The following is a 23,339-nucleotide window of genomic DNA, read 5'->3' as shown; positions in this document are numbered from 1 at the left end:
AATACTTTCCTACGAATCGAAACACTCCCTGCACGCCCGGTGTCAGCGCTCGACGCGGATTCGGTCGCCGACCTCGACGCCGTGCTCGGTCGTCCAGTCGTACGGCACCTCCAGCACCCACTTCGCGGACCCCTCGTACCCCGTCAGGTCGTCGTCGTCCGCTTCGACGGTCGCGTGGTGGATCTCGTTGATGCGGCCGTCGGCCCCCACGAACACCATGTCGATGTCGAAGGACATGTTCCGCATCACGTACGTGCGCTCGTCCTCGCCGCCGTAGACGAACAGCATCCCCTCGTTCGCGCCGAGGGAGTCGTGCTCGCTCAGGCCCGTGTACCGCTCGCTGGCGTTCTCCGCCAGTTCGACCGTCACCGCCCCCAGGCGTTCGTCCGTCTCGTCCAGCACGACCACGCGCGGCCGCTCGACCGTGGTCGCCGCGTCGCTCGTCGCCTCGGTCGTCGGTTCCGCGGTCGGTGTCGTCGTCGTGACTGTCGGCTCCGTCGTCGCCCCGTCGCCGTCCACGCCGAACCCGGTGCAGCCGGCGACGACGACCAGACACGCCACCGCGAGCACGCGCCGAACCATGCGTCCGCGTACGGCGTCCCGGGGTTTGGGCGTTCCGCCGAAGGGAAACGGTTTAGGCCGCGCGACGGTTCCCATCGAACGTGGGTTCGTGGTCTAGTTGGTCATGACGCGGCCCTTACAAGGCCGAGGTCGGTGGTTCGAATCCGCCCGAACCCACTTACTGAGACGTCGCCGAGCAGCGACGCGTGTGTCGCTGCGAGCGACCGAATGTAGTGGGGTCGCGGATTCGAACCCTGGATGACGCAGCGCGAGCGCAGCGAGCGACCGTCTTCCATCGGTGGGACTCCGCCCAGACCAGTTAATGAGTGGGGATTTATCCGGCGTGCGGGCGAAGCCGACGAGCATGCTCGAGTCCGTCGCCGCCGCGGCGGTCGTCGCGGCCTCGCGGGGCGTGGACGTGAACGTGTCGCTGGGCCAGGGGCTGGCCGGCGGCGCGGTCGGCGCGTTCGTGACGACGCTGGTGGTGGGCGCGGTCCTGCTGGCGGTGTTCCCCGCGTACACCCAGCGGCGGATGGCCGACGTGCTGGACGACCCCGTCGGGTCGTTCGTGTACGGGCTGTTCAGCGTGGTGTTGCTCGTCGTCGCGTCGCTGGTGCTCGCGGTCACTATCGTCGGCGTCCTGTTCGCGGTGCCGCTGCTCGTCGTGGCGTACGTGCTGTGGGCGGTGGGGTCGGCGGTCGCGTTCCTCGCGGTGGCGGACCGGCTCGTCGGCCACGACGAACCCGACGCCGGGGCGGGCGGGGCGTCGGCCGCCGACCGGGAGCCGGGCGCCCTCGGGGGCTGGGTGAAGCCGCTGGTGGTCGCCGCCGCGCTGAACGGCCTGCTCGCGGTGTCCGGTCTCGGTGCGCTGCTCGCGCTGTGCGTCGGCGCGGCGGGCTTCGGCGCCGTGCTGCGGGCGCGGTTCGGGGCGTAGCGGGCGCCGTCGCGGACCGCGACGGCCCGCTCGCTTCGCTACCCGGCCACCAATCCGTCGACGACGTGAGTGTAGTCGACACCAACGCGTCACAACAGGGTTTTGTCGGTCGCCGGCGACGGCCTGGTATGGCGAAACGCGACACGGGCGGCGGAGCGGACGCCGGTGCCCGCGTCACGCGCCGCCGGTACGACTGGTCGTCGGTGCTCCCGTCGACCGGCGTCCTCGAGGCCGTCGCGGCGGCGGCGGACCGCACGGTCCGCGACCTGCCGCCGCTGTTCGCTGCTGTCGACCCGGACGCGCTCGACGACGCCGTCCGGTCGCTCGCCGAGGCCGACCGGAACGGCGCGCTGACGTTCGACTACGCCGGGTTCTCCGTGCGCGTCGACGGCACTGGACTCGTCGCCGTTCGACCGGCCGGGTGAGGTCGCCGTTCGGCCGATGGGGTGAGCGCGGCGGCGGACGGACGCACCCGGGGGTCGGGGCGCGCGCGTCGACGCCGCGAAAGAACAGCGAGAAGAGTCGATTCCGCCCCGTTCACGCCGGCCTACCGGCGGTCCTCACTCCTCGTCTTCGTCGTCCGGCTCGAGGAGGTCCGGGTTGCGCCGGTACTTCGGCGTGTTCGCGAACTCCGCCATCCGCCGCTGGTCGGCCTCGGTGATCCTGTGTGCCATCGCCTCCGTTCTTGACGCCAGACGGGTATAGTAATAGTTCACGTAACCGGCGTTCAGGTGGACGCTACTGCAGGAACGCGGAGTTCGGGGGCGGCGCGGACGGCGGGAGAACGCGCGACGGCGGCGGGGTGGAGCCCCGCCCGGCGCCGGAGCCGGTTCCGCGGCGTCAGTCGGCGTACTCGTCTTCGAGGTCGGGGCGGGTGCGTCGTTCGGCGAACAGTGCGGCGAGGACGGCCACGAACAGCGCGGCCGCGAGGAGTTTCACTCGCATGGCGACTGCACGCAGGCGGCCGCCGTGCTTCGTTATGCTCCGCCTGACGCGGCGCTACCTCGGGTGGACGACCGCCGCGCAGTCCGGACACTCGGCGGCGAACGCCGGCCAGCCGTCGGCCTCGTAGGCCGCCAGCAACGCGTCCTCCGGGAGCGACGCGCCACAGACCGGACAGTCGCCGAGCCGTCGCTGCCGCTGGCTCATACCGCCAGCACGGCCGCCGAGCGCTTCGTTACCACCCCACTACCGGCCGCTCGCAGGCCGCGAACGGACCGCCGCCGGCGCAGCGCACGCATAACAAACCGGCGGTGGCGCCGACGTGGCGGCGATGCACTCCCGTGCGCGCGACCGCGAGGCGCCGCGGCCCGCCGACGCGCCCAGGCTCGCCGACGTCCCGTGGGTGGCGGTCGCGGCAGTCGCGGCGTCGAAGGCCGCGGACGCCGCGACGACGTTCGTCGGGCTGGCCGGCGAGCCAGCAGTCCGCGAGGCGAACCCGGTCGCCGCGGCCGCGATGGCCGCGCTCGGCGTCCCGGCGGCGCTCGTGGTCCTCGGCGCCGCCGCCGTCGTCGCGGTCACGCTCGTCACGGAGGCCGGCGCGGCCGTCGCCGCCCGGACCGGCGTCGAGCGCGGACCGGTCGCCGTGCGCGCGACCGGGTACGGGCTCGCTGTCGCCGCGAACGCCGCCGTCGCGGCGCGTAACGCCGTCGTACTCGCCGCCGCGTGACGGCCACGCACCGATTAACAAAGGTGGAACGCGGCGACATGACGAACGGGGAGGACGCGTGCGACCGCGTACCGTCGCTCCCCCACCGCTCCGGACCCGCCCCCTCACCCCATCCCCCCCTTCTCCCCTTCGCGGCACCCGGCGAGCACCCCGCTCGCCGGCAGCGTCCGTCAGCAGGCGAGAGCCGTCAGCCGGCGAGAGTCGCGTCCGTCGGTCGATGCGATTGCGGACCGACCCTCCTTCGGTCGGTGACGAGCGCACGGCCGTCGGTCGGTGACGAGCGCGCCCCGTCAGCGGTGACGAGCGCGCGCCGTCACTCGGTGAGGTCTTTCGCCTGGATGACCTCCCAGGCCTCCGCGCCCTCCGAGGTGATGCCGTAGACGCGGCCCTTCCGGCGCTCCTCGGGCACCAGCAGTTCGACGAGGTCGCGCTCGCGCAGCGAGTTCAGCGCCCGGGAGACGTGCGTCGCCGCGAGGTCGACGTCCGTGGCGATCTGCGTGGGGGTCGCCGGCCCCTCGGCGAGCCGCCCGAGCACCAGCGTGCGGTGGTCGGAGCTGATGACGTAGCCGACCACGTCCCAGTCGGGGGTCACCGCTGGCTCACCTCCGTCGGCGCTCGCCCGGCGCGTCCGCCCGCGGCTCGTGGTGGCGCGGCTGCTCCGAGCATGCGTCACCACCACCTCCGCGAGGCGTAGTGAGCGGTCGCGACGACCGCGAACGCCGCGATGATGACGAGGTTGAGCGTCGGCATCGACACCCACGCGAACGCCGCCGGGAACACCATCACGGCGGCGTACGCGACGAGGCCGGCGGCGGCGACGGCGCCGTACACGAGCTGCCAGCGCACGCCCCCGTCGCCCTCGTCGGGCAGGTACGTCTCCAGCTGGTCGACCGCCGACGTCAGTGCCACTTCGCCGGCGTCCTTGTCGTACTCGAGGAGGCCGGCGTCGCTGAGCTTCGGGACGTGGGTCTGGTAGAGGGAGACGTACACGCGTTTGACCTGCTGGTCGGTGAGGTCCTCGACGTCGGTGTCGTTCTCCCAGGCGGCGACCTGCTGGGAGAGCTCGCTGAGCTCGACTGGCTCGTCGCGGCGCCGGAGGTACGAGAGGACGAACCGGCGTCGGGCGTTGCTCAGGAGGTCGTAGACGGTGTCCTGAGTCAGGGTGTCTGGCTCTGAGTTGGACATCGGTGGGCGCTGTCTGTGGCCGGTGGTCCTCGCGGTCGGTTCCGCGGCTGGCGGTCGCGGCGTCGCCGCCGCGGTACTCGAGTCGCGGCGCTGTCCCGCCGGGGCTGGCGCGACGGTGCCGGCCGCGAGTCGGAAGTGATCACTCTACTGTCACGCTCTTCGCGAGGTTCCGCGGTTTGTCGATGGAGCGACCCAGGAGGTCCGCGACGTGGTAGGACACCAGCTGGAGCTGGACGTTCGCGAGCACGCCCGCGGCGACGGGGTGGGTGTCCGGGATCGGCAGGAACTCGTCGACCGCGTCGACGACGTCCGTGGACTCCTCGCTGGCGACGCCGACGACCGGCGCGCCGCGGCTGGCGACCTCCTCGACGTTGTTCAGGGTCTTGTCGTCGTGGCGGCCGGAGAACACCGCGAACACGGGCGTGTCCGGGGTGACGAGCGCGAGCGGGCCGTGTTTCAGTTCGCCCGCGGCGAACCCCTCGGCGTGCTCGTAAGTGATCTCCTTGAACTTCAGCGCGCCCTCGAGGGCGACCGGGTAGGCGACGCCGCGGCCGATGAAGAAGTGGCCGTCGCGGTCGCGGAACTGCGCGGCGAGGGGCTCGACGGCCGCCCGGTCGAGGACGTCCTGGAGGTCGCTGGGCAGGCGTTCGAGCGCGCGCAGGACGGCTGCGCGCTCCTCGGGGACGCTGCCGGTGACGTCCTCCGCGAGGCGCTCGGCGAGCAGCGTCAGCGTCGCGACCTGCGAGGAGAACGTCTTCGTGGCGGCGACGCCGATCTCGGGGCCGGCGCGGATGAACAGCGCGTCGTCGCAGGTGCGGGCGGCCGTGGAGCCGACGACGTTCGTGACGGCGAGCGTGCGCGCGCCCCTGTCGGCGGCGGCCTGGAGGGACGCGAGCGTGTCCGCGGTCTCGCCGCTCTGCGTGACGCCGACGACGAGCGTGTCGTCGCCGACGGGCGCGGGCGTCGTGGCGTACTCGCCGGCGCTGAACACCTGCGTCGGGACGCCGCGCTCGGCGAGCAGCTGGCGCGCGTACAGCGCGGCGTGGTAGGAGGTGCCGCAGGCGACGATCTGGACGTCGTCGACGTCGCCGAACGACCCCGGCGGGAAGCCGTCGAGGTCGACGCCGCCCGCGGCGGTGATGCGGCCGTTGACGGCGCGCTCGACGGCGGCGGGCTGCTCGTGGATCTCCTTGAGCATGTAGTGGTCGAAGCCGTCGCGTTCGGCGTCCTCGGGCTGCCAGTCGACGGTGTTCACGTCGCGGTCGGCGCGGCGGCCGTCGGCGTCCGTGACGACGTGGTCGTCGGCGGTGACGCGGACGACGTCGCCGTCCTCGAGGAACACGACGTCGGCGGTGTGCTCGAGGAACGAGGGGACGTCGCTGGCGACGAACCGCCGGTCGTCGCCGACGCCGACGACGAGCGGCGACCCGTCGCGGGCGGCGTAGACGGCGTCCTCGCCGTCGACCACCATCGCGACCGCGTACCGGCCGTCGAGGCGGGCGACGGTGTCCCGGAAGGCCTCCGCTGCGGACGCGCCCGCGGCGAGGCGCTCGGCGACCAGGTGGGGGACGACCTCGGTGTCGGTGTCGCTGGTGAACGAGTGCCCGCGCGCCAGGAGCTCCTCGCGGAGCGTCGAGTAGTTCTCGATGATGCCGTTGTGGACGACGGCGACGCGGTCGTCGCAGTCGGTGTGGGGGTGGGCGTTCGCGTCAGTGGGGGCGCCGTGCGTGCTCCAGCGCGTGTGGCCGACGCCGACGCTCCCGGCGACGGCGGCGGCGTCGAGCGCGGACGCGAGGTCGTCGATGCCGCCCTCGCGTTTCACGACCGAGACGCCGCCGTCGCCGGGCGTCGCGACGCCCGCGGAGTCGTAGCCGCGGTACTCGAGGTTGCGGAGGCCGCCGAGCAGGACGTCGACGACGTCCTCGTCGCCCGGGCCGGCGACGGCCGTTATTCCGCACATGCGTCGCCTCCGTGGGCGTCCTGTGGGGGTCCGGCGTCAGCTGGCGGTGACGGCGCGTCGCTGTGCGCCTGCGGGGTGTCGGGCCGAGAGGTGGCGTTTCGGGTCATGAGTGTTTACGCGCGCTTACCGACCGAGGTAACGTTCGCCAATCGTGGCATCCGGGCATTGTTATTCGGCGGTTGGCGGCGCGCTCGCGAGGTTATGCCGCACAATCCGGGGGCGGCGCGGCGTCGGGGCGGGACGCGGTCCGGACCGGTGGGGCGGTTTGGCCGCGCCTACCCGCCATAGCTAATGGATAACTAAGGCGATAGCCCGAGGCTTGCAGGACGGACATGTTCGAAAGTTGCTGTCTCCCGGTGGGGGCGGTCGACCCGGCCGCGTCGCCGGTTTCCGTCGGCCCCGGCGTCGGACCGCCGACTGTGGGGGGTCGGAGCGGTAGTATTCGTCTTCGCGGCGGCGAGCGCGGGCTCGGGAGACGAACGGTCCTGTGTCATCAGCTACCAAACATTTATGTTCGTGTACGTACGTGTTGGTACCCAGGCGCCCGCGTCAGACGCGGGTCCGACGACTGGGCACGAATCGTGGTTGGGAGCGACCAACGCGCGACCGTCGGTGACGACGCGTCCCGCAGCGACTCGAGCGTCACGACCGCCGACGCGCCGGCTGCGGCCGTCCCTTCGGCGGAGCGGAACCGGCAACCGAACGCAACGACACCGACACCACACCAATGCTAGAAGCGACACAGACCGGGGGTGAATCGGGACCAGACGCGGAACCGGAGGGCGTCGGTCCGCCGGCGCAACCGACCGTCGAGGGCGGGTCGGCGTCGCGGGACGACGCCGACGAACTCCCGCTGGACGTCACCTTCGAGATTCTGAAGAACCGCCGCCGGCGACTCGTCCTCCAGTACGTCAGGGACACCGACGAGCCGACCACCATCGGGGAGCTCGCCGAGCACATCGCCGCCATCGAGAACGACACGACGGTCCAGCAGCTGAACGCCCAGCAGCGCAAGCGCGTCTACATCGGCCTCTACCAGTGCCACCTGCCGAAGATGGACGACGCCGGCGTCGTCGCGTTCAACCAGGACCGCGGCCGCATCGAACCCGGACCGAACGTCGAACCGCTGTACGACTACCTCGACGTCGGCGCCGAGGAACCGGGCGAGGACCCCGTCGGCCCGGTCCACGTCGGCGGCTCGATCGCGTTCGCGTCCCTGTTCTTCCTCGCGCAGTTCGTCCAGGCGTACGCCGTCGCCACCGGCGTCGTCGTCGTCTTCCTCGTCGCCGTGCTCGCGTTCGCGTACCGCTCGACGCGGACCGAGTGACGGCCGCCGGGCGCGCCCGCCCTGGACCGCTCGCGTGCCGCTCCCGGCTACCAGTAGCGGAGCCGCGCCGGCCGCACGTCCGGCACCACGGCCGCCGCGCCGCGCCCCCGGTCCCCGGTGACGCCGGCGAGGCTGGCGTCCGCGCCGAGCGAACAGCCCGGCCCCAGCACGGCGCCGACGACCCCCGCCCCCGCGGCGACGGTCGCGCGCTCCAGCAGCAGCGCGGACTCGACGCGCGCGCCGGACTCGACGACCGCGTCCGGTCCCACGACCGCCGGACCGGACACGACCGCGTCCGGGCCGACGGTCGCGCCGCCGGCGACGAGGGCCGGCCCCTCGACGGTCGCCGACGGCGCCACGGACGCGTCCGGCGCGACGCCGACGCGACCGCTCACGGCCGTGCTCCCCGGGAGGCTGCTCGGCGGCGTCGCCGGCGCGCCCGCGAGCGCGTGCCGGTTCGCCGCGACCAGCGAGGCCGGTCGCCGCACCGCGACTGCGTCCCCGACGTCCACGCTCACCGGGTCGTCGACGACCGAGCGCACGACCGCGGCCAGCGACGCCCCGCGGTCGACGCCGTCGACCGCCGCTCGGAGCGGCGGCGGGACGGTCCCCGCGCCCTCGTCGGCGCTCCCGCGGTCGCCCCCCCGGACGCCCACGGCGGCGTCGTGCTCGAACAGTGCGGCGACCCCCGCCGGGTCGTAGAGCCGCGCCGCGTCCAGCACGACCGCGCCGCCGTCGAGGCGGTCGGCGACCGCGTCCAGCGCCGCGACGACCCCGGGGCCGTCCGGGAACGCGTACGTCACGGGGACGCCGGCGTACCGGCTGCCGAAGTGCGACTGGACGTGACCGGCGTTGTCGTCGACGGCGAACACGAGCTCGGTGGCGCCGGCGGCCGCGGCGGCGCGGGCGGCGTGCGCGGCGAGCGGGCGGTCGCCGACGGGCAGCATCGGCGGCGACGCGACCGCGGACAGCGGGCCGGCGCGGCGGTCGGTCGCGAGGAGGACCGTCTGCATGGTGGTCGGTGGCACGCGACGCTGCGGCCTCGTTACTCGCGCGCTAACCCGCCGCGTCGGTCTCCGCGCCGACCGCGTCCGCCGCCGTCGTCACCAGCGTTCGTGCGGTCTCGAACAGCGACTGCATTCGGTCGCCGTCCCGGGCCTCCGCGGTGACGCGGACCACCTCCTCCGTGCCGCTCGCGCGCACCAGGAACCAGCCGTCCGCGGCGTCGACGCGCACGCCGTCGACGGTCGTCACGCGCTCGTAGCGGTCCGCGACCAGCGACCGCACGCGCTCGACGACCGCGCGCCGGGCGTCCGTCCGCACGGTGTCGCGGCGGATCGGCACCGCCGCGACGTCGTCGACGAGCGCGTCCAGCGACCCGTGGTCGGCGACCAGCGCCGCCACCTTCGCCGCCGCCAGCACGCCGTCCGGGCACCGCGCCAGCGACGGCCAGATCCACGCGCCGCTTGGCTCCCCGCCGAACACCACGTCCGGCTCCCTCGTGCGCGCCGCGACGTGGCCGTCGCCGACGCGCGTGAACGTCGTGTCCGCGCCGACCGACGCCAGCTCGTCCCGCACCACCATGCTCGCGTCGATGGGCACCGCGACGCGGTCGCCGACGGCCGCCTCGTCGCGCGCGAACAGCGCCAGCAGGACGTCCCCGGGGACGAACCGCCCGGTCTCCGTGACCGCGCGCATGCGGTCGGCGTCGCCGTCGTGGGCGACCCCGAGGTCGGCGTCGGACTCCGCGACCACGCGGCAGAGCCGCCGGCAGTGCTCGGCGGTCGGCTCGCTCGGCCGCGACGGGAACTCGCCGTCCGGCACCGCGTTCAGCGTCTGGACCTCGCAGCCGAGCCGCCGCAGCGCCGTCGCGGTCAGCCGGCCGCTGCCGTTCCCGACGTCCACGACGACGCTCGGCGGCGGGTCGACGGCGACGGCGTCGACGACCGCCGACACGTGGCGGCGGCGCGCCGCCGACGCCGACTGCACGCTCCCGACGCCGTCCCAGGCCGCGAGGTCGTAGGCGTCCCGCTCGAGGCGGTCGGCGACCGCGGCCTGCTCCTCGCCGACCACCGCGGAGCCGTCGGCGCTCCAGAGCTTCAGGCCGTTGTCCGCGGGCGGGTTGTGCGAGGCGGTCACCGCGACGCCGGCGTCCGCGTCGTACCACTCGACGGCCCGCGCGACCGTCGGCGTCGGCACCTCGCCGACCGTCACGACGTTCGCCCCGCACTCGCGGAGCCCCGCCGTCACCGCGTCCACCAGCAGGGGACCGGTCCGCCGGGGGTCGCGGCCGACCACCACGCGGCCGCTCCCCTCGGAGGCGACCGCGCGACCGACGCGCAGGGCCAGCGCCGCGGTCACGTCGGCCCCGAACTCGCCGCGGATTCCGCTGGTCCCGAACATGCCCGGAGACGCGCCGTCGACCAAGTTTGTTAGTCTCCGGGTATCCCCGTCCGCGACCCGCCGTCGTCAGTCCGCGGCGGCGTCGCTCCGCCGCGCCTGCCGGACGCGCTCGCGCACCCGCTCCGCGACCGGACTCGGCGGGTCGCCCCCGCCGCCGTCGAGGACGTACGCCCACTCCTGGGGGTCGAGTTCGACGGCGACCGTGCGGTCCCCGCCGGCGTGCCCGCGGCCGTCCGTCAGCGCGGCGAGCTCGCGCTCGCCGCGCTCCGGGCCGCCGCCGGTCGGGTCGCCGGCCGGGTGGACGGTGTCGTTGAGGTGGGCGTTGTCCGCGCGGTCCAGCACCATCGCGAACACGAGCGCGAGCACGCCGAGCAGCGCGAACGCCGCCGCGACGGCGCCGCGCGCGAGCGGCGTGCCGAACGACCCCACGCCTGGGAGCGCCCAGACCGCCGCGAGGACCGCCGTCAGCGACGCCGCGCCGCCCGCCGCGTACGCCGCGACCAGGGGGTGGAAGTCGAACGCGAGGTAGTTCGTCTTCAGCCGCCACACGAAGTTCCGCGCGAGCATCGCCGACACCCGCGGCACGTACGTCCGGTACTTGATGTGGCTCTCCTCGTCGCCGTACGTGATGGGCCGGGGGACGTCGACGACGCGCATCCCGGCGACGTTCAGCTTCACGAGGATGTCGTTGCAGTAGCCGTAGAACTCGTACATCGACTCCACGTCCGCGGTCTCGAGGGCGCGCAGCGAGATGGCGGTGTAGCCGCTCTGCGGGTCGCCGCTCTCCCAGTAGCCGCTCGCGACCTTCGTCAGCGCGGCGAGCGTCGCGTTCCCCACGAACCGGAACGCCGGCATGTCGCCGCGGCCCGTCCGCCCGAGGAAGCGGTTGCCCTTCGTGTAGTCGGCGTCCCCGTCGACGATGGGGTCGAAGAGCTCGCCGAGCATCTCCGGCTCCATCTGGCCGTCGCCGCCCATCACCGCCGTGAGGTCGATGCGGTCGTCGCGGGCGCGCAGGTAGCCGGTCTTGATGGCGCCGCCGACGCCGCGGTTGCGCTCGTGCTGGATGGGGACGACGCGCTGCTCGAAGCGGTCGCCGTCGTGGCGGGCGTTCTCGGCCGCGGCGGCGGACACGATCTCCGCCCAGGTGTCGTCGGTGGAGCCGTCCTCGACGACGTAGACGCGGTCGACGAACTCCGGGACCGACGCGACGGTGTCCGCGACGAACGGTTCCTCGTTGTACGCGGGGACGACGACGGCTGTAGTGTGGCCTCGGTACATTGTTGGGGCGCCGGCGACCGGCGTGCTGTCCCGGCGTAGGCGGGAGTGAAGTATTGTTACCCGTCGCCTGCCGGGACCGGCCTTCCGCGGTCGACGGCGATCGGGCGCCGACGACGACGACCCGGAGAACCGCCGCGAACGCGCTCGAACCGCTCGAATCGGCCCGGTTAGTCGGCGCGTGGACGACGAAACTCGTCCATAACAAAGGCCGACACGCGGCCACTCCCACAGCAATGGCCACTCGCTTCTCCGTCGACAGCCTCGTCGTGGTCGTGGTCGTCGCCGTGGTCGCCGCGCCGGTCGTCGGCGTCCTCCCCGCGCCGACGGCCGCCCAGGAGGCGTCCACGTTCGCGGTCTCGCAGGGCACGTCGTGTACCGCCGTCTCGCCGGTCACGAACACCAGCCAGGACGTCACCGAGTTCTACGACTACCGCAACCCCTACCCCGAGATCACGGGGAACCCGTTCGCGCTGACCTACAGCTCGTACGGCACCAGGGAGTACCAGGCGAGCCAGGAGAGCGTGCTGTTCTTCTACGAGGGCTCGGAGGGAGCCAGTCTCGTCGCGCTGCACGACGAGCTCGGCGACGAGGACGGCGGCAGCACGCTCACCATGACGTACAGCGGGCTGCCGGCCGACGGCGAGTGGGCGGTCCAGGACGACGAGTACCCGGGCCGGGACGACGACTGGACGGTCGGCGACACGGAGACCACCGTCGACTGGAAGTGGGGGCCGAACCGGACCGACGGCGGCGCGTTCCGCGGCGTCGGCGACCTCGACGGCCCCGTCACGGTCGACCCCGGGTTCAACGAGGACGCCGACCACTGGGGCGACTGGAGCTACTCTGGGAGCGAGGAGTACCGCGTGACGGCGTGGACCGTCGTCGGCGCCGACGGCACCGAGCGGGAGCTCGACCGCGACCGCCGCGCGTTCGTGCACAGCGGCGGCTGCGTCGAGTCGTCGCCGACCGCCAGCCTCGACGCGCCGAACGCGACGGAGGCCGGCGAGAGCGTCACCGTCGACGCCCGCGACTCCGCCGACGAGGACGGCGACGTCGTCGGCTACGAGTGGGACCTCGACGGCGACGGCGAGGTCGACCGCGTCACCGAGGACGGCGCGCTCGCGCACACGTTCGAGGAGCCCGGCGACTACGAGGTGGCCGTGACGGCCTTCGACGCGTACGGGAACGCGGACGACGCGACGGCGACCGTCGACGTCACCCAGCCGGAGACGCCGCCGGACGCCGACCTGACCGCGCCGGAGACCGCGGAAGTGAACGAGACGGTGGCCCTGGACGCCAGCGGCTCCACGGACGAGGGCGAGATCGTCGAGTACCGCTGGGACGTCGACGGCGACGACGAGGTCGAGCGGAACACGACGGCGCCGACCGTCGACGTGTCGTACGCCGACCCGGGCGAGGTGCTGGCGACCGTCGAGGTGGTCGACGACGCCGGGACCACGGACACCGCCGGCGCGGCGATCGAGGTGCTGGCGCCGAACGAGCCGCCGACCGCCAGCCTCGACGCGCCCGACGCGGTGGACGAGGGCGAGCCAGCGACCCTGGACGCCAGCGAGTCGACGGACGACCGCGGCATCGAGGCCTACCAGTGGGACGTCGACGGGGACGGCGAGGTCGACGAGGAGACCGACGACCCGGTCCTCGAGTACGCCTACGAGGCGTCCGGGAACGTGACCGCGGCGGTCACCGTCGTGGACGTCGCGGGCGCGACGGCGACGGCGACGGCGAACGTGACGGTGCGCGCGGTCGACCAGCCGCCCGAGGCCAGCCTCGACGCGCCGGAGACGGCGACGGTCAACGAGACGCTCGCCCTGGACGCCAGCGAGTCGACCGACGACGAGGGCATCCAGCGCTACGAGTGGGACGTCGACGGCGACGGCGCCGTCGAGCGGAACACGTCCGACCCCGTGCTGGAGCACGTCTACGAGTCGAACAGCACGTACGAGGTGACGGTGACGGTCGTCGACACCGCGAACGCCACGGACAGCGACTCGGCGAGCGTCGAGGTGCTGGCGCCGAACGAGCCGCCGACCGCCAGCCTCGACGTGCCCGCGAACGCCTCCGTGGACGACGCGGTCGCCCTCGACGCGAGCAACTCCAGCGACGACCGCGGCATCGAGACCTACCAGTGGGACGTCGACGGGGACGGCGAGGTCGACGAGGAGACCGACGACTCCGTCCTCGAGTACGAGTACGGGGACTCGGGCGACTACGAGGTCGCGGTGACCGTCGTGGACGCCGCGGGCGCGACCGCGTCCGCGTCCGCGCCGCTGCGCGTCACGGGGCCGCCGACCGCGCGCCTCGACGCGCCCGCGTCGACCGAGGTCAACCGGACGGTGACCCTGGACGCCAGCGAGTCGACCGACGACGGCGAGGTCGTCGAGTTCCGCTGGGACGTCGACGGCGACGGCGAGGTCGAGGGCAACACGACGTCGGCGACGATTACGCACGCGTTCGACGAGCCCGGTGACTACGAGGTCGCCGTCACCGCGGTCGACGACGACGGCCGGACGGCGACCGCCACCGCGGCTGTCGCGGTCGGCGAGCGCACGGTCCCGCCGAACGCCAGCCTCGAGGCGCCGGAGACGGTCGCCGTCGGCGAGGCGGCCGCCCTCGACGCGCGCGCCTCCAGCGACGACGGCGAGATCGAGGCCTACCAGTGGGACGTCGACGGGGACGGCGAGGTCGACGAGGAGACCGACGAGCCGGTGCTCGAGCACGCCTACGAGGAGTCCGGGACGTACGACGCCGCGGTCACCGTCGTGGACGACGACGGCCTGAACGACACGGCGACCGCCGCCGTCCAGGTCGTCGACCCAGACGACCCGACCGCCGTCGTCGACGTCGCCACCGACGACCCGACCGCCGGTGAGGCGGTCGCCTTCGACGCGTCGGACTCGACGCCCGCGCCGCGCATCGCGGCCTACGAGTGGGCGTTCGGCGACGGCGCCACCGGGACCGGCGCGCAGGTCGACCACACCTACGACGAACCCGGCACGTACACCGTCAGTCTCACCGTGGAGACGACCACGAACGCCACCGCCACCGCGAACGCGACGGTCCAGGTCGACGAGGCCGACACCGGCGACGGCGGCGATGGCGGCGATGGCGGCGATGGCGGCGACGGTGGAAACGGCGGCGATGGCGGCGATGGCGGCGATGGCGGCGATGGCGGCGATGGCGGCGGTGGTGGTGACGGAGGCGACGGCGGCGATGGCGGTGGCGGCGGTGCAGGCGGCGGAGGCGGTGGCGGCGACGACCCGGAGCCCGAGCCCGAACCGGACCGCGAGCCGGACATCGGACCGGCGAACGTCTCCCTGTCGACGGACACGCTGCTCGTCGGCGAGTCGATCGTCGCGGAGGCGACCGTGACCAACGAGGGGAACGCGACCGGCACGAAGTCCGTCGAGTTCGAGGTGGGCGACGAGATGCTCGAGGACCGCGAGGTCGAACTCGCGCCGAACGAGACGCGGACGCTGACGTTCACCTACGAGTTCGAGACGCCCGGCGAGAAGACCGTCGAGGTCGACCGCGGCGAGAAACACCACGTGAACGTCGAACCGCGCGAGCCCGACATCGCCGTCAGCGACGTGTCCGTCGACGGCCCCGCGACCGCCGGCGAGCCGTTCGAGGTCGCCGCGGTCGTCGAGAACACGGGCGAGGCCGAGGGGTCGACCGACGTCGAACTCGAGCTCTTCGGCCAGGTGGTCGCCGCGGAGACGGTGACCGTGCCGGCCGGCGAGCGCGAGCGCGTCACGTTCGAGCGCCGCATCCAGGCCGCGGGCACCTACGAGGCGGTCGTCGGGAACGCCTCGACGTCCGTCGAGGTCCAGCCGACGAGCGACGGCGCCAGGGCGTCGACCACCGGGACGACGGGCGAGTCCGGCGGCGGCGTCCCCGGGTTCGGGCTGGCGGCGGCCGCCGTCGCGGTGCTCGCCGCGGCGCTGGCGGTCGCCGCGCGCCGCGAGCACTGAGCGGACGGCTGAACGGCCCGCCCGGCCGTCAGCAGCCGTTGTTCCGGTAGGTGTTGTCCGTCGACCCGTTCCGCTCGGTGACCTGGCGGTCCTCGTTCCCGCAGACCCGGTTGTCCACGACCGTGTTGTTCGTCGAGCCGCGGAGGTCGATGCCGTCGTCGACGTTCTCCCGGACGGTGTTGTTCGCGACCGTGGCGTTCCGGACGTTGCGGAGGTAGACGCCGTCGTTGCCGTTGCCCGTGACGGTGTTCGCGCGGACGGCCGCGCCGTCGGCGCTGTGGAGGTCGATGCCGTCGTCCCCGCTCCCGGAGACCGTGTTGTTCGTCACCGCGTTCCCGTTGCCGACGACGTAGACGCCGTCGTCGGCGCTCGCGGCGACGTCGTTGCCGTGGACGGTGTTGTCGGTGGCGTTCGCGAGGTGGACGCCGTCGTCGCGGTTGTCCGCGACCGAGTTGTTCGCGACCGTGACGTTCGACGACCGGTGGACGTGCACGCCGTCGCGGCTCGTGGTGACGTCGTTGGTCGCGACGAACACGTCGACGGTGTCGCCGACGTGGACGCCGTCGCCGCTGGTGTCCGCGACCGTGTTGTTCAGCACGCGGTTCGTCTCCTCGCTGTCCCGGCCGGCGAGCGCGCCGGCGTCGCCGTAGAGGGGGACGCCGAACTGCGTGGTCTGCCAGTGCTGGACGACGAACTCGCGCATCGACGGCGCGTCCGGCTTCTCGCCGACGACGCTGACCGCCGGCCCGTCGGTCGCGCGGAGGGCGTTCCCGCGGACGGTGACGTCGGCGGCGTTCGAGACGGCGACGCCGCCGACCGAGCGCTCCACGTCGTTGCCGGCGACGAGGACCGACCGCGCCCCGCTGACGCGGACGGCGCCGCCGCTCGCGTTCGCGACCGTGTTGTTCAGGACCGCCGTGTCGTCCGCGGCGACGGTGACCGCGGTGCCCGTGAGGTCGGCGAAGTCGTTCCCGGCCACCGCGTGTCCGTTCCGCCACGCGTCCACGGTCACGCCGCTCGTGCCGCCGGAGACGTCGTTGTCCGCGACGTCGACGCCGCTCGTCGCGCCCTCGAGGGAGACGGCGACGACGCCGACGTCCTCGAAGGCGTTCCCGGTGACGGCGCCGTCCTCGACGCCGCCGAAGGCGACGCCGGTCTCCCACCCCTCGAACGCGAACCCGGTGACGGTCACGTCGCCGGCGTCGGTCGCCGCGACGGCGGCACCGCTGGCGTTCCCGGCGGCGACGACGTGGCCGTCGCCGTCGAGCGTCACGCCGTCCGCGGTCACGTCGAAGCAGCCGTCGCCCGTGACGTTCGTGAGGTTCGCGGTGAGCGCGTACTCGCCCGGCTCGTCGATGGTCCCGCAGGCCGACACCGTCGTCACGCCAGCGGCGTCGACCGGCGTCGCTCCGGCCGCCGCGGCGGTGCCCGCGAGCGCGCTCGCGGCGACGACCACTGCGACGAGCGCGACCGCCGCGCCCGTCGAACACCTGATGCTTTTCGAGTGCATGGTCGTCGCCTACCGAGACCGTACGCCCCCATTGTAAGCCAGCCCCTTCACGGGGGACGACGCGTCGACGAGGCCGGTTCGTCGCCGGCGGCCTCCAGCGCGAAGCGCCGTCCGGAAGGGGTCGGTTACGGGCGCGTAGGGGAACCCGATAGACGGCGGCGGTGTCGGCCGGCAGCGAGAACTCGCGGATAACAAAGGTGGTTCCGGGGCAGCAACGCGGTATGCGACTCCGACACCTGAAGTCGTCCAGCGTGGTCGTCGAGGACGGGGACGTCTCGGTGCTCTGTGACCCGTGGCTGCTCGACGGCGCGTTCTACGGGTCGTGGTGTCACTACCCGCCGCTGGACTTCGAGCCCGAGGACTACGCCGACGTCGACTACATCTACGTCTCCCACATCCACCCCGACCACTTCCACGAGCCGACGATGGAGCGCCTCGACGACGACGTCCCCGTGCTCGTCCACGACTACGCGACGGACTTCCTGAAGCGGAACGTCCAGCGGCTCGGCTTCGACGTCGTCGAGTTGCCCCACGACGAGCGCACGCACCTCGCCGGCGACCTCCACGTGAACGTCCTCGCCGCGGACAACTGCGACCCCGAGGTCTGCGGGAACTACTTCGGCTGCGGCTGGTGGACGGACGGCGGCGAGGACCGCACCACGGACGGCTCCACGCAGATCGACTCGATGGGCGTCTTCGACGACGGCGAGAACGTCCTGGTGAACGCCAACGACTGCCGGTGGCCGCTCTCCGAGCGCGCCTGCGCGTCGGTCGCCGGCCAGTACGAGGACGTCGACCTCCTGTTGATGCAGTACGCGGCCGCGAACTTCTACCCGCAGTGCATGGACGACTACACCCACGAGGAGAAACTGCGGGCCCGCGACGAGGTCATCGAGGAGATGTACCGGGACGCCGAGGGGTTCGTGAACGCCCTCGAGCCCGACTACTTCATGCCGTTCGCGGGCAGCTACACGCTCGGCGGGTCGCTCGCGGACCGCAACGAGTACGTCGCGTCGCCGACGCGGAAGGAGGCCTACTGGCACTTCGCCGGCAGCGACAACGTCCCCGAGGGCAGCGAGCCGGTCCTGCTGAACAGCGAGGCGTACTTCGACCTCGACGAGGCCGCGCCCTCCGAGGAGTACACGCCCATCGACCCGGACGCGCGCCGCGAGTACGTCCGCACGGAGCTCGCGGACCGGTCGTTCCCCCACGAGGCCGACGACCACCCCCCGCTGTCCGAACTCGCGGACCTCGTCGGTCCCGCCTACGAGCACATGGACGAGAAGCGCGCGTCCATCGACTGGGAGAGCGACACCACCGTGGTCGTCGACCTCGTGGACGACCACGTCGCCGAGCTGTCGATGAACGGCGACGGCTACGACATCCTGCCCCTGGGGGACGCGGCGACCGACGACGGCTACGTCCGCATCTCGATGGACGACCGGCTGCTGGCGCGCGTGCTCCGCGGCCCCCAGTACGCGCACTTCAACAACGCCCAGATCGGCTCCCACATCGGCTTCCGGAAGGAGCCGGACGTCTACGAGCGCCCGCTGTACTACGCGATGAGCTTCTTCCACGCGTAGGCCCGCGTGCGGCCGTAGCCACCGCCTAACAATGCGCGGTGGCTCCGACGGTGCAGCCGAACTGATGGCTGTGCACGGACGACCCGCCAGCGGCCGCCGGCGCCGCGCGGGACGGCAGCGACGAGTCGCGACGCACCGCCGCGGGACGACCGAGCTCGGGGGCGGCCGCGGGACGCCGCCGTCGCGCCCGAGCGGGGGTGGGTGATGGCGGGCGCCCACGACACCGTCGACCGCGAGACCGACAGCGGCGCGTTCGCGGCCGTCGGCGACCTCGTCGCCGCGACCGCGTACGCCGTCCTCGCCGCCGCGGCCATCGCGGCCGGCGCCGTCGACGGCGCGCTCCGCGTGCTGGTCGCCGCGCCCCTGGTCGGCTTCCTCCCCGGGTACGCGGTCGTGTCCGCGCTGTTCCCGGCGCGCGGCGTCGCCGCGCGCGACGACCCGGACACGCGGTGGGTGCGCGGGCCGACGTGGACCCAGCGCGCCAGCCTCTCGGTCGCGACCTCGCTGCTGGTGCTCGTGCTCGCCGCGCTCGCGGCGTCGCTGGCGGGCGTGCCGTTCGCGACCCAGCCCCTCGCGGCCGTGGTCGCGGGCGTCGTCGTTACGGGGGCCGTCCTCGGGCTGTGGCGCCGCCGCCGGCTCCCGCCCGACGACCGCCTCGTCGTGCCGGTCGCCGCCGTCGCCGGCGCGGTCCGCGGCGGCACCGTCGACGCCGCGCCGCCGGACGCCGCGCTGAACGTCGCGCTCGCCGCCGCGGTCGTCGTCGCCGCGAGCGCGGTCGCCGTCGGCCTCGCCGCGCCGGACTACGGCGAACCGTACAGCGAGGCCGCGCTGCTCACGCAGGGCGACGACGGGCTGGTCGCCGCGAACTACACGACGGCGGTCGAGCGCGGCGACGCCGCGAACGTCACGCTCTCGGTCACCAACAGCGAAGGCGAGCCGATGGACTACACCGCGGTGGTCGTCCTCGAGCGCGTCGACGCCCGCGACGACGGCGGCGCGGTCGTCCTCGAGCGCCAGGAGCTCGAGCGCGTCGACGTCTCGCTGGGGGACGGCGAGACCGCCCAGCGGGACCTCGCCGTGGAGCCGACGCTGCTCGGCGAGGACCTCCGGTTGAGCGTCTACGTCTACGAGGGCGACCCGCCGGCGTTCGCGTCCGCCGACACCGCGCCCCACCACCTCTACCTCTGGCTCGACGTCGAGCGCGCTGGCGGCGGCCAGCCGGCCGACGCGACGGCCGCTCGCCAGCCCGTCCCGGGGGCTGCGTAGCGATGTGGCCGTGGGAGCACGTCGCCGTCGCCTACCTCGCGTACTCCGCGCTGACGCGCGCGCTCTGGGGGCGGTCGCCGGACGCGCGCGGCGCCGTCGTCGTCGCCGTCGCCAGCGTCCTGCCCGACCTCGTCGACAAGCCGCTGGCGTGGTGGCTCGCGGTCCTGCCGTCGGGTCGGTCGCTCGGGCACTCCCTCCTGGTCGCCGTCCCCCTCGCGGCCGCCGTTCTGCTCGCCGGGTACGCGCGCGGCGAGCGACCGGTCGCCGTCGCGTTCGCGCTCGGCCACCTCTCCCACCTCGCCGGCGACGTCGCCTACCCCCTGGTCGTGGACGGCGAGCTCCGCGCCGGCTTCCTCCTCTGGCCGGTCGTCCCCGCGCCCGACGGCGGCACGACGAGCGCGCTCCCCCACGTCCAGGAGCTCGTCGCCGCGTTCGTCGCGTTCCTCGCGACGCCCCGCGGCACCGCGTACCTCGTCGTCGACGGCGTCCTGCTCGCCGCCGCGCTCGCCGTCTGGCTCCGCGACGGCCACCCCGGCCTCGGGCTGCCGCGGTCGGACCGCCCCGGGCCAGTCCGCGACTGACCGCGGAACGGCCGCGGCGCTCCCGGCGTGCGGTAGCCGGGCCATAACAATGCGCCGACGCCGCGACCAGCCGTCGATGACACTGCGAACCGCTGTCGTCGGCGGCGGCACCGTCTCCACCGTCCACCTGGACGGCCTCCAGCAGAACCCGCGCACGACGCTCGTCGCCGTCTGCGACACCGACGAGGAGACCGCCGACGCCCGCGCCGACGACTACGACATCGACGCGTACTACGACGTCGACGACCTGCTCGCCGGCGAGGACCTCGACTGGCTGCACGTCTGCACGCCCGTCCAGACCCACCTCCCCATCGCGAAGGCCGCCATCGAGGCGGGCGTCCCCGTCCAGGTCGAGAAGCCCATCACGGAGACCTACGAGGAGTTCCAGGAGCTCGCCGCGCACGCCGACCGCCACGGCGTCGTCGTCTCCGAGAAGCACAACCACGACTTCGACCCCGTGGTGCGGGCCGCCACCGCCCGCATCCGCCGCGGCGACCTCGGCGACGTCCGCGGCGTCGACGTCGTCTACACGGGCTCGAGCCGCCCGGACGACCCGAACCGGGGGCCGTGGAACTTCGAGCTCGCGGGCGGCGAGTTCGAGGAGGGCCTCCCCCACCCCCTCTACCTGACCCTCCGGACCGGCGGGTACCCGCGCAGCGAGGCCGTCGTCTCCGCGACCACCGCGCTGTACGGCGACTACGACCGCGACTTCGACTTCGACGGCGCCCAGCTCCAGTACGTCACCGCCGACGACGTCCTCTGCACCACGAAGGTCCTCGGCGGCACGCGGCCGGTCCGCCAGATCCTGGTCCACGGCGAGGAGACGTCGCTGACCGCCGACCTGATCTCCCAGACGCTCGTCGAGCACGACCGGAACTACAAGTCGTCGGCCGCCGCTCGCGCGCTCAACAACGTCGACCAGGCCACAGACCGCCTCACGGGCACCGTCGCGAACGTCCGCTCGGTCCTCCGGCGCAAGCGCGCCGGCGGCGACTGGGACACCGAGCGCCTCCTGAACGCCCACTACTACCAGAACGACGCGGAGTCCCGCGCGCTCGCGGCCGGCGACCCGTCGGCGATGCCGGTGCCGCTCTCGGAGTCCCGGTGGACGATGTACCTCATGCAGGCGGTCCGGGACGCCGCCGCGCGCGTCGAACCGCGGGACGCTCACCCCGTCGAACCGGCCGTCGGCCGGGACGGCGAGTGAGCCGATGTCGACCCAGGACGCCTCCCTCGCGGGCAGGCTCGACGAGGCCGTCCGCGACGCCGGGAGCCGCCTCGTCGCCGCCCGGCCCGAGTTCGAGGCCGCGCTGTTGCGCGCCCGGGACCTGTACGCCCGCGGCTTCGTCGCCGCGCGCGTCGCCGCGAACCGCGTCCGCTTCGACGCGCCCGTCCGGCCGTACCGGCTGCTCGACGTCGACCCCCACGACGTCGAGTACGTCCGCGAGTTCGAGGGGCCGAAGTTCCGCCACGCCGGCCTCGTCGCCGGCGGCGACTGGGACCGCACCGACCTGCGCTTCGAGGAGATGGACGTCTACCGCGCCTACGAGCGCCACTTCGAGGACGGCGTCCCCTGGGAGGAGACCGCGTTCTTCGACCGCGTGGTCGCGGAGGTCGAGAGCGGCCGCGAGAAGTGGGGGTGTGCGTCCCGCGCGGCGTTCGAGCGGCGATGCCGCCGGCTCGACGACCTCTACGAGGACATCGCCACCGAGGGGTTCCGGACGCAGGCGGAGCTCCGCGAGGCCGGCGACGCCACCATCAAGGGGCCGGCGTCGCTGAAGACCGAGCGCTACAAGGACGAGATCGCGGTCCACGTCGACCGGAACGGCGAGTTCCTCTTCGAGGACGGCCGCAACCGCCTCTCCATCGCGAAGCTCCTCGACCTCGACAGCGTGCCGGTGCGCGTGCTCCGCCGGCACGCCGACTGGCAGCGGCTGCGGGACGCGTACGTCGCCGGCGACGAGCGCGTCCGGGGCTGGGGCGACCATCCGGACCTCGCCGGGCTCGCGTTCGGGTCGAAGTCCTGAGCTCGCCGGGCTCGCGTTCGGGTCGGAGTCCTGACTCCTGCCTGTCGGCCTAGACGACCGCCGCGCGCTCGACGAGGTCGCGGAGGCCCGACTCGAGGCCGACGCGCGCCTCGAAGCCGAGCTGGCGGCGCGCCCGCGACGGGTCGGCCTCGCTGCGCCCGACGTCGCCCTGCCGCGGGTCGGTGTGGACGACGTCCGACGCGGAGTCAGTGACGTCGACGACGAGGTCCGCGAGGTCGCTCACCGAGATGCTGTCGCCGGTGCCGACGTTGTACGCGCGGCCGACGTGGTCCGTCGTGGCGGCCGCGAGGTTCGCGGCGACCACGTCGCTGACGTGCACGAAGTCCCGGGTCTGGTCGCCGTCGCCGTGCACGGTCAGCGGCTGGCCGGACTGCGCCTGCTCGAGGAACGTGCTCACGACGCCGCTGTACTCGCCGCCGGCCTGCCGCGGGCCGTAGACGTTGAAGTACCGCAGCGCCACCGTCTCCAGCCCGTAGAGGTCGTGGTAGCGGCGCACGTAGTGGTCGAGCGCGAGCTTGTCGACGCCGTACGGCGACGTCGGCCGCTTCGGGTCGCCCTCGTGGACGGGGACGTCGACGGGGTCGCCGTAGACGGCGACGCTGGACGCCGCGACCACGCGGGCGTCCTCGCGGCGCGCCGCCTCCAGGACGTGCAGGGTGCCGGCGACGTTCGCTTCGTGGCTCCGGACGGGCGCCTCGACGGACGCCGGCACGCTCACGAGGCCGGCCTCGTGGAAGACCACGTCGACGCCCGCCATCGCCTCGGCGACGTCCGCCGGGTCGCGGACGTCGCCCTCGAGGACGGTCGCCGCGTCGGGGACGTTCCGGCGGCTGCCCGTCGAGAGGTCGTCGAGGACGCGCACGTCGCAGCCGCCGGCGAGCGCGTCCGCGAGGTGGCTGCCGACGAACCCCGCGCCGCCGGTCACGAGCACGGTCGTCCCGCGCAGCGACGGCCGGGCCTCGGTGGGGTCGCGCTCCGCGTCCGCGGGGACTGCTGTCGGTCGAACCATACGCCGTGGGTCGCCGAACGCGAGGATTGTTAT

Annotated in this window: 20 protein-coding genes and 1 tRNA gene; 11 read left to right on the top strand and 10 right to left on the bottom strand. The window is 73.6% G+C overall.

The window, feature by feature from the left end; translation table 11 throughout:
- Positions 1 to 42: 42 nt before the first annotated feature.
- The gene (locus U5911_RS02805; RefSeq protein ID WP_336035121.1) at positions 43 to 582 is read right to left on the bottom strand and encodes a DUF192 domain-containing protein; all 540 of its coding nucleotides are present in this window, start codon (positions 580 to 582) and stop codon (positions 43 to 45) included.
- Between the two features lie 82 nt (positions 583 to 664).
- Here U5911_RS02805 and U5911_RS02800 point away from each other — a divergent pair.
- The 3 genes from U5911_RS02800 to U5911_RS02790 all read left to right on the top strand — a co-directional run bounded on the left by U5911_RS02800 (position 665) and on the right by U5911_RS02790 (position 1,920).
- A tRNA-Val gene (locus U5911_RS02800) sits at positions 665 to 738 on the top strand.
- A gap of 187 nt (positions 739 to 925) precedes the next feature.
- Entirely contained in the window at positions 926 to 1,495 is a 570-nt protein-coding gene (locus tag U5911_RS02795; RefSeq protein ID WP_336035119.1) for a DUF8173 domain-containing protein, read from the top strand.
- 128 nt (positions 1,496 to 1,623) lie between these two features.
- Entirely contained in the window at positions 1,624 to 1,920 is a 297-nt protein-coding gene (locus U5911_RS02790; RefSeq protein WP_336035117.1) for a HalOD1 output domain-containing protein, read from the top strand.
- Between the two features lie 574 nt (positions 1,921 to 2,494).
- Here U5911_RS02790 and U5911_RS02785 read toward each other — a convergent pair.
- Positions 2,495 to 2,644 (bottom strand): DUF7837 family putative zinc-binding protein, encoded by a 150-nt coding sequence (locus U5911_RS02785; RefSeq protein ID WP_336035115.1) that lies wholly within the window; start codon positions 2,642 to 2,644, stop codon positions 2,495 to 2,497.
- A gap of 124 nt (positions 2,645 to 2,768) precedes the next feature.
- Between U5911_RS02785 and U5911_RS02780 the strand changes: the two genes are divergently transcribed.
- The gene (locus tag U5911_RS02780) at positions 2,769 to 3,164 is read left to right on the top strand and encodes a DUF5658 family protein (RefSeq protein ID WP_336035113.1); all 396 of its coding nucleotides are present in this window, start codon (positions 2,769 to 2,771) and stop codon (positions 3,162 to 3,164) included.
- A 313-nt stretch (positions 3,165 to 3,477) separates the two neighbouring features.
- Here the strand turns inward: U5911_RS02780 and U5911_RS02775 are convergent, their stop codons facing one another.
- From U5911_RS02775 to glmS, 3 genes are all read right to left on the bottom strand, one after another.
- The gene (locus tag U5911_RS02775) at positions 3,478 to 3,756 is read right to left on the bottom strand and encodes a winged helix-turn-helix domain-containing protein (protein ID WP_336035111.1); all 279 of its coding nucleotides are present in this window, start codon (positions 3,754 to 3,756) and stop codon (positions 3,478 to 3,480) included.
- A gap of 77 nt (positions 3,757 to 3,833) precedes the next feature.
- The gene (locus tag U5911_RS02770; protein WP_336035109.1) at positions 3,834 to 4,349 is read right to left on the bottom strand and encodes a DUF7344 domain-containing protein; all 516 of its coding nucleotides are present in this window, start codon (positions 4,347 to 4,349) and stop codon (positions 3,834 to 3,836) included.
- Positions 4,350 to 4,488: 139 nt separating this feature from the next.
- Positions 4,489 to 6,309, bottom strand: a complete 1,821-nt coding sequence (gene glmS, locus U5911_RS02765) for a glutamine--fructose-6-phosphate transaminase (isomerizing) (protein ID WP_336035107.1) — start codon at positions 6,307 to 6,309, stop codon at positions 4,489 to 4,491.
- Between the two features lie 727 nt (positions 6,310 to 7,036).
- Between glmS and U5911_RS02760 the strand changes: the two genes are divergently transcribed.
- Complete coding sequence (locus U5911_RS02760; protein ID WP_336035105.1) at positions 7,037 to 7,636, top strand: DUF7344 domain-containing protein; 600 nt, start codon at positions 7,037 to 7,039, stop codon at positions 7,634 to 7,636.
- 47 nt (positions 7,637 to 7,683) lie between these two features.
- Here the strand turns inward: U5911_RS02760 and U5911_RS02755 are convergent, their stop codons facing one another.
- The 3 genes from U5911_RS02755 to U5911_RS02745 form a co-directional block, all read right to left on the bottom strand.
- Positions 7,684 to 8,664: a sugar phosphate nucleotidyltransferase gene (locus U5911_RS02755; RefSeq protein ID WP_336035104.1), complete on the bottom strand. Its 981-nt coding sequence runs from the start codon at positions 8,662 to 8,664 to the stop codon at positions 7,684 to 7,686.
- A 28-nt stretch (positions 8,665 to 8,692) separates the two neighbouring features.
- Positions 8,693 to 10,039 carry a phosphoglucosamine mutase gene (gene glmM / locus U5911_RS02750; protein ID WP_336035103.1) on the bottom strand — a complete coding sequence of 449 codons (1,347 nt, stop codon included), beginning with the start codon at positions 10,037 to 10,039 and terminating at the stop codon, positions 8,693 to 8,695.
- 66 nt (positions 10,040 to 10,105) lie between these two features.
- Positions 10,106 to 11,317 (bottom strand): glycosyltransferase family 2 protein, encoded by a 1,212-nt coding sequence (locus U5911_RS02745; protein WP_336035101.1) that lies wholly within the window; start codon positions 11,315 to 11,317, stop codon positions 10,106 to 10,108.
- A gap of 233 nt (positions 11,318 to 11,550) precedes the next feature.
- On the opposite strand from U5911_RS02745, the gene U5911_RS02740 reads away from it, so the two are divergent.
- A complete protein-coding gene (locus U5911_RS02740; RefSeq protein WP_336035099.1) occupies positions 11,551 to 15,309 on the top strand; it encodes a PKD domain-containing protein in 3,759 nt (1,252 codons plus the stop codon).
- Between the two features lie 28 nt (positions 15,310 to 15,337).
- Here U5911_RS02740 and U5911_RS02735 read toward each other — a convergent pair whose 3' ends face one another.
- The gene (locus U5911_RS02735) at positions 15,338 to 16,819 is read right to left on the bottom strand and encodes a right-handed parallel beta-helix repeat-containing protein (protein WP_336035098.1); all 1,482 of its coding nucleotides are present in this window, start codon (positions 16,817 to 16,819) and stop codon (positions 15,338 to 15,340) included.
- Positions 16,820 to 17,040: 221 nt separating this feature from the next.
- Between U5911_RS02735 and U5911_RS02730 the strand changes: the two genes are divergently transcribed.
- The 5 genes from U5911_RS02730 (at position 17,041) to U5911_RS02710 (ending at position 22,276) form a co-directional block, all read left to right on the top strand.
- The gene (locus U5911_RS02730) at positions 17,041 to 18,402 is read left to right on the top strand and encodes an MBL fold metallo-hydrolase (RefSeq protein WP_336035096.1); all 1,362 of its coding nucleotides are present in this window, start codon (positions 17,041 to 17,043) and stop codon (positions 18,400 to 18,402) included.
- A 204-nt stretch (positions 18,403 to 18,606) separates the two neighbouring features.
- Positions 18,607 to 19,668, top strand: coding sequence for a DUF1616 domain-containing protein (locus U5911_RS02725; RefSeq protein ID WP_336035094.1), 1,062 nt, complete (start codon positions 18,607 to 18,609; stop codon positions 19,666 to 19,668).
- Between the two features lie 2 nt (positions 19,669 to 19,670).
- Positions 19,671 to 20,249, top strand: a complete 579-nt coding sequence (locus U5911_RS02720; protein ID WP_336035093.1) for a metal-dependent hydrolase — start codon at positions 19,671 to 19,673, stop codon at positions 20,247 to 20,249.
- A gap of 76 nt (positions 20,250 to 20,325) precedes the next feature.
- Positions 20,326 to 21,456 carry a Gfo/Idh/MocA family protein gene (locus U5911_RS02715; RefSeq protein ID WP_336035091.1) on the top strand — a complete coding sequence of 377 codons (1,131 nt, stop codon included), beginning with the start codon at positions 20,326 to 20,328 and terminating at the stop codon, positions 21,454 to 21,456.
- 4 nt (positions 21,457 to 21,460) lie between these two features.
- A complete protein-coding gene (locus U5911_RS02710; protein WP_336035090.1) occupies positions 21,461 to 22,276 on the top strand; it encodes a ParB N-terminal domain-containing protein in 816 nt (271 codons plus the stop codon).
- A gap of 49 nt (positions 22,277 to 22,325) precedes the next feature.
- Here U5911_RS02710 and U5911_RS02705 read toward each other — a convergent pair whose 3' ends face one another.
- Positions 22,326 to 23,306 carry an NAD-dependent epimerase/dehydratase family protein gene (locus U5911_RS02705; RefSeq protein WP_336035088.1) on the bottom strand — a complete coding sequence of 327 codons (981 nt, stop codon included), beginning with the start codon at positions 23,304 to 23,306 and terminating at the stop codon, positions 22,326 to 22,328.
- Between the last annotated feature and the right edge of the window lie 33 nt (positions 23,307 to 23,339).

Source organism: Halobacterium yunchengense, from assembly GCF_037031165.1.
In the GTDB taxonomy this organism is placed as follows: domain Archaea; phylum Halobacteriota; class Halobacteria; order Halobacteriales; family Halobacteriaceae; genus Halobacterium; species Halobacterium yunchengense.
The sequence above is the reverse complement of the archived record's forward strand: the minus strand, read 5'-3'. Positions and strand labels throughout refer to the sequence as shown.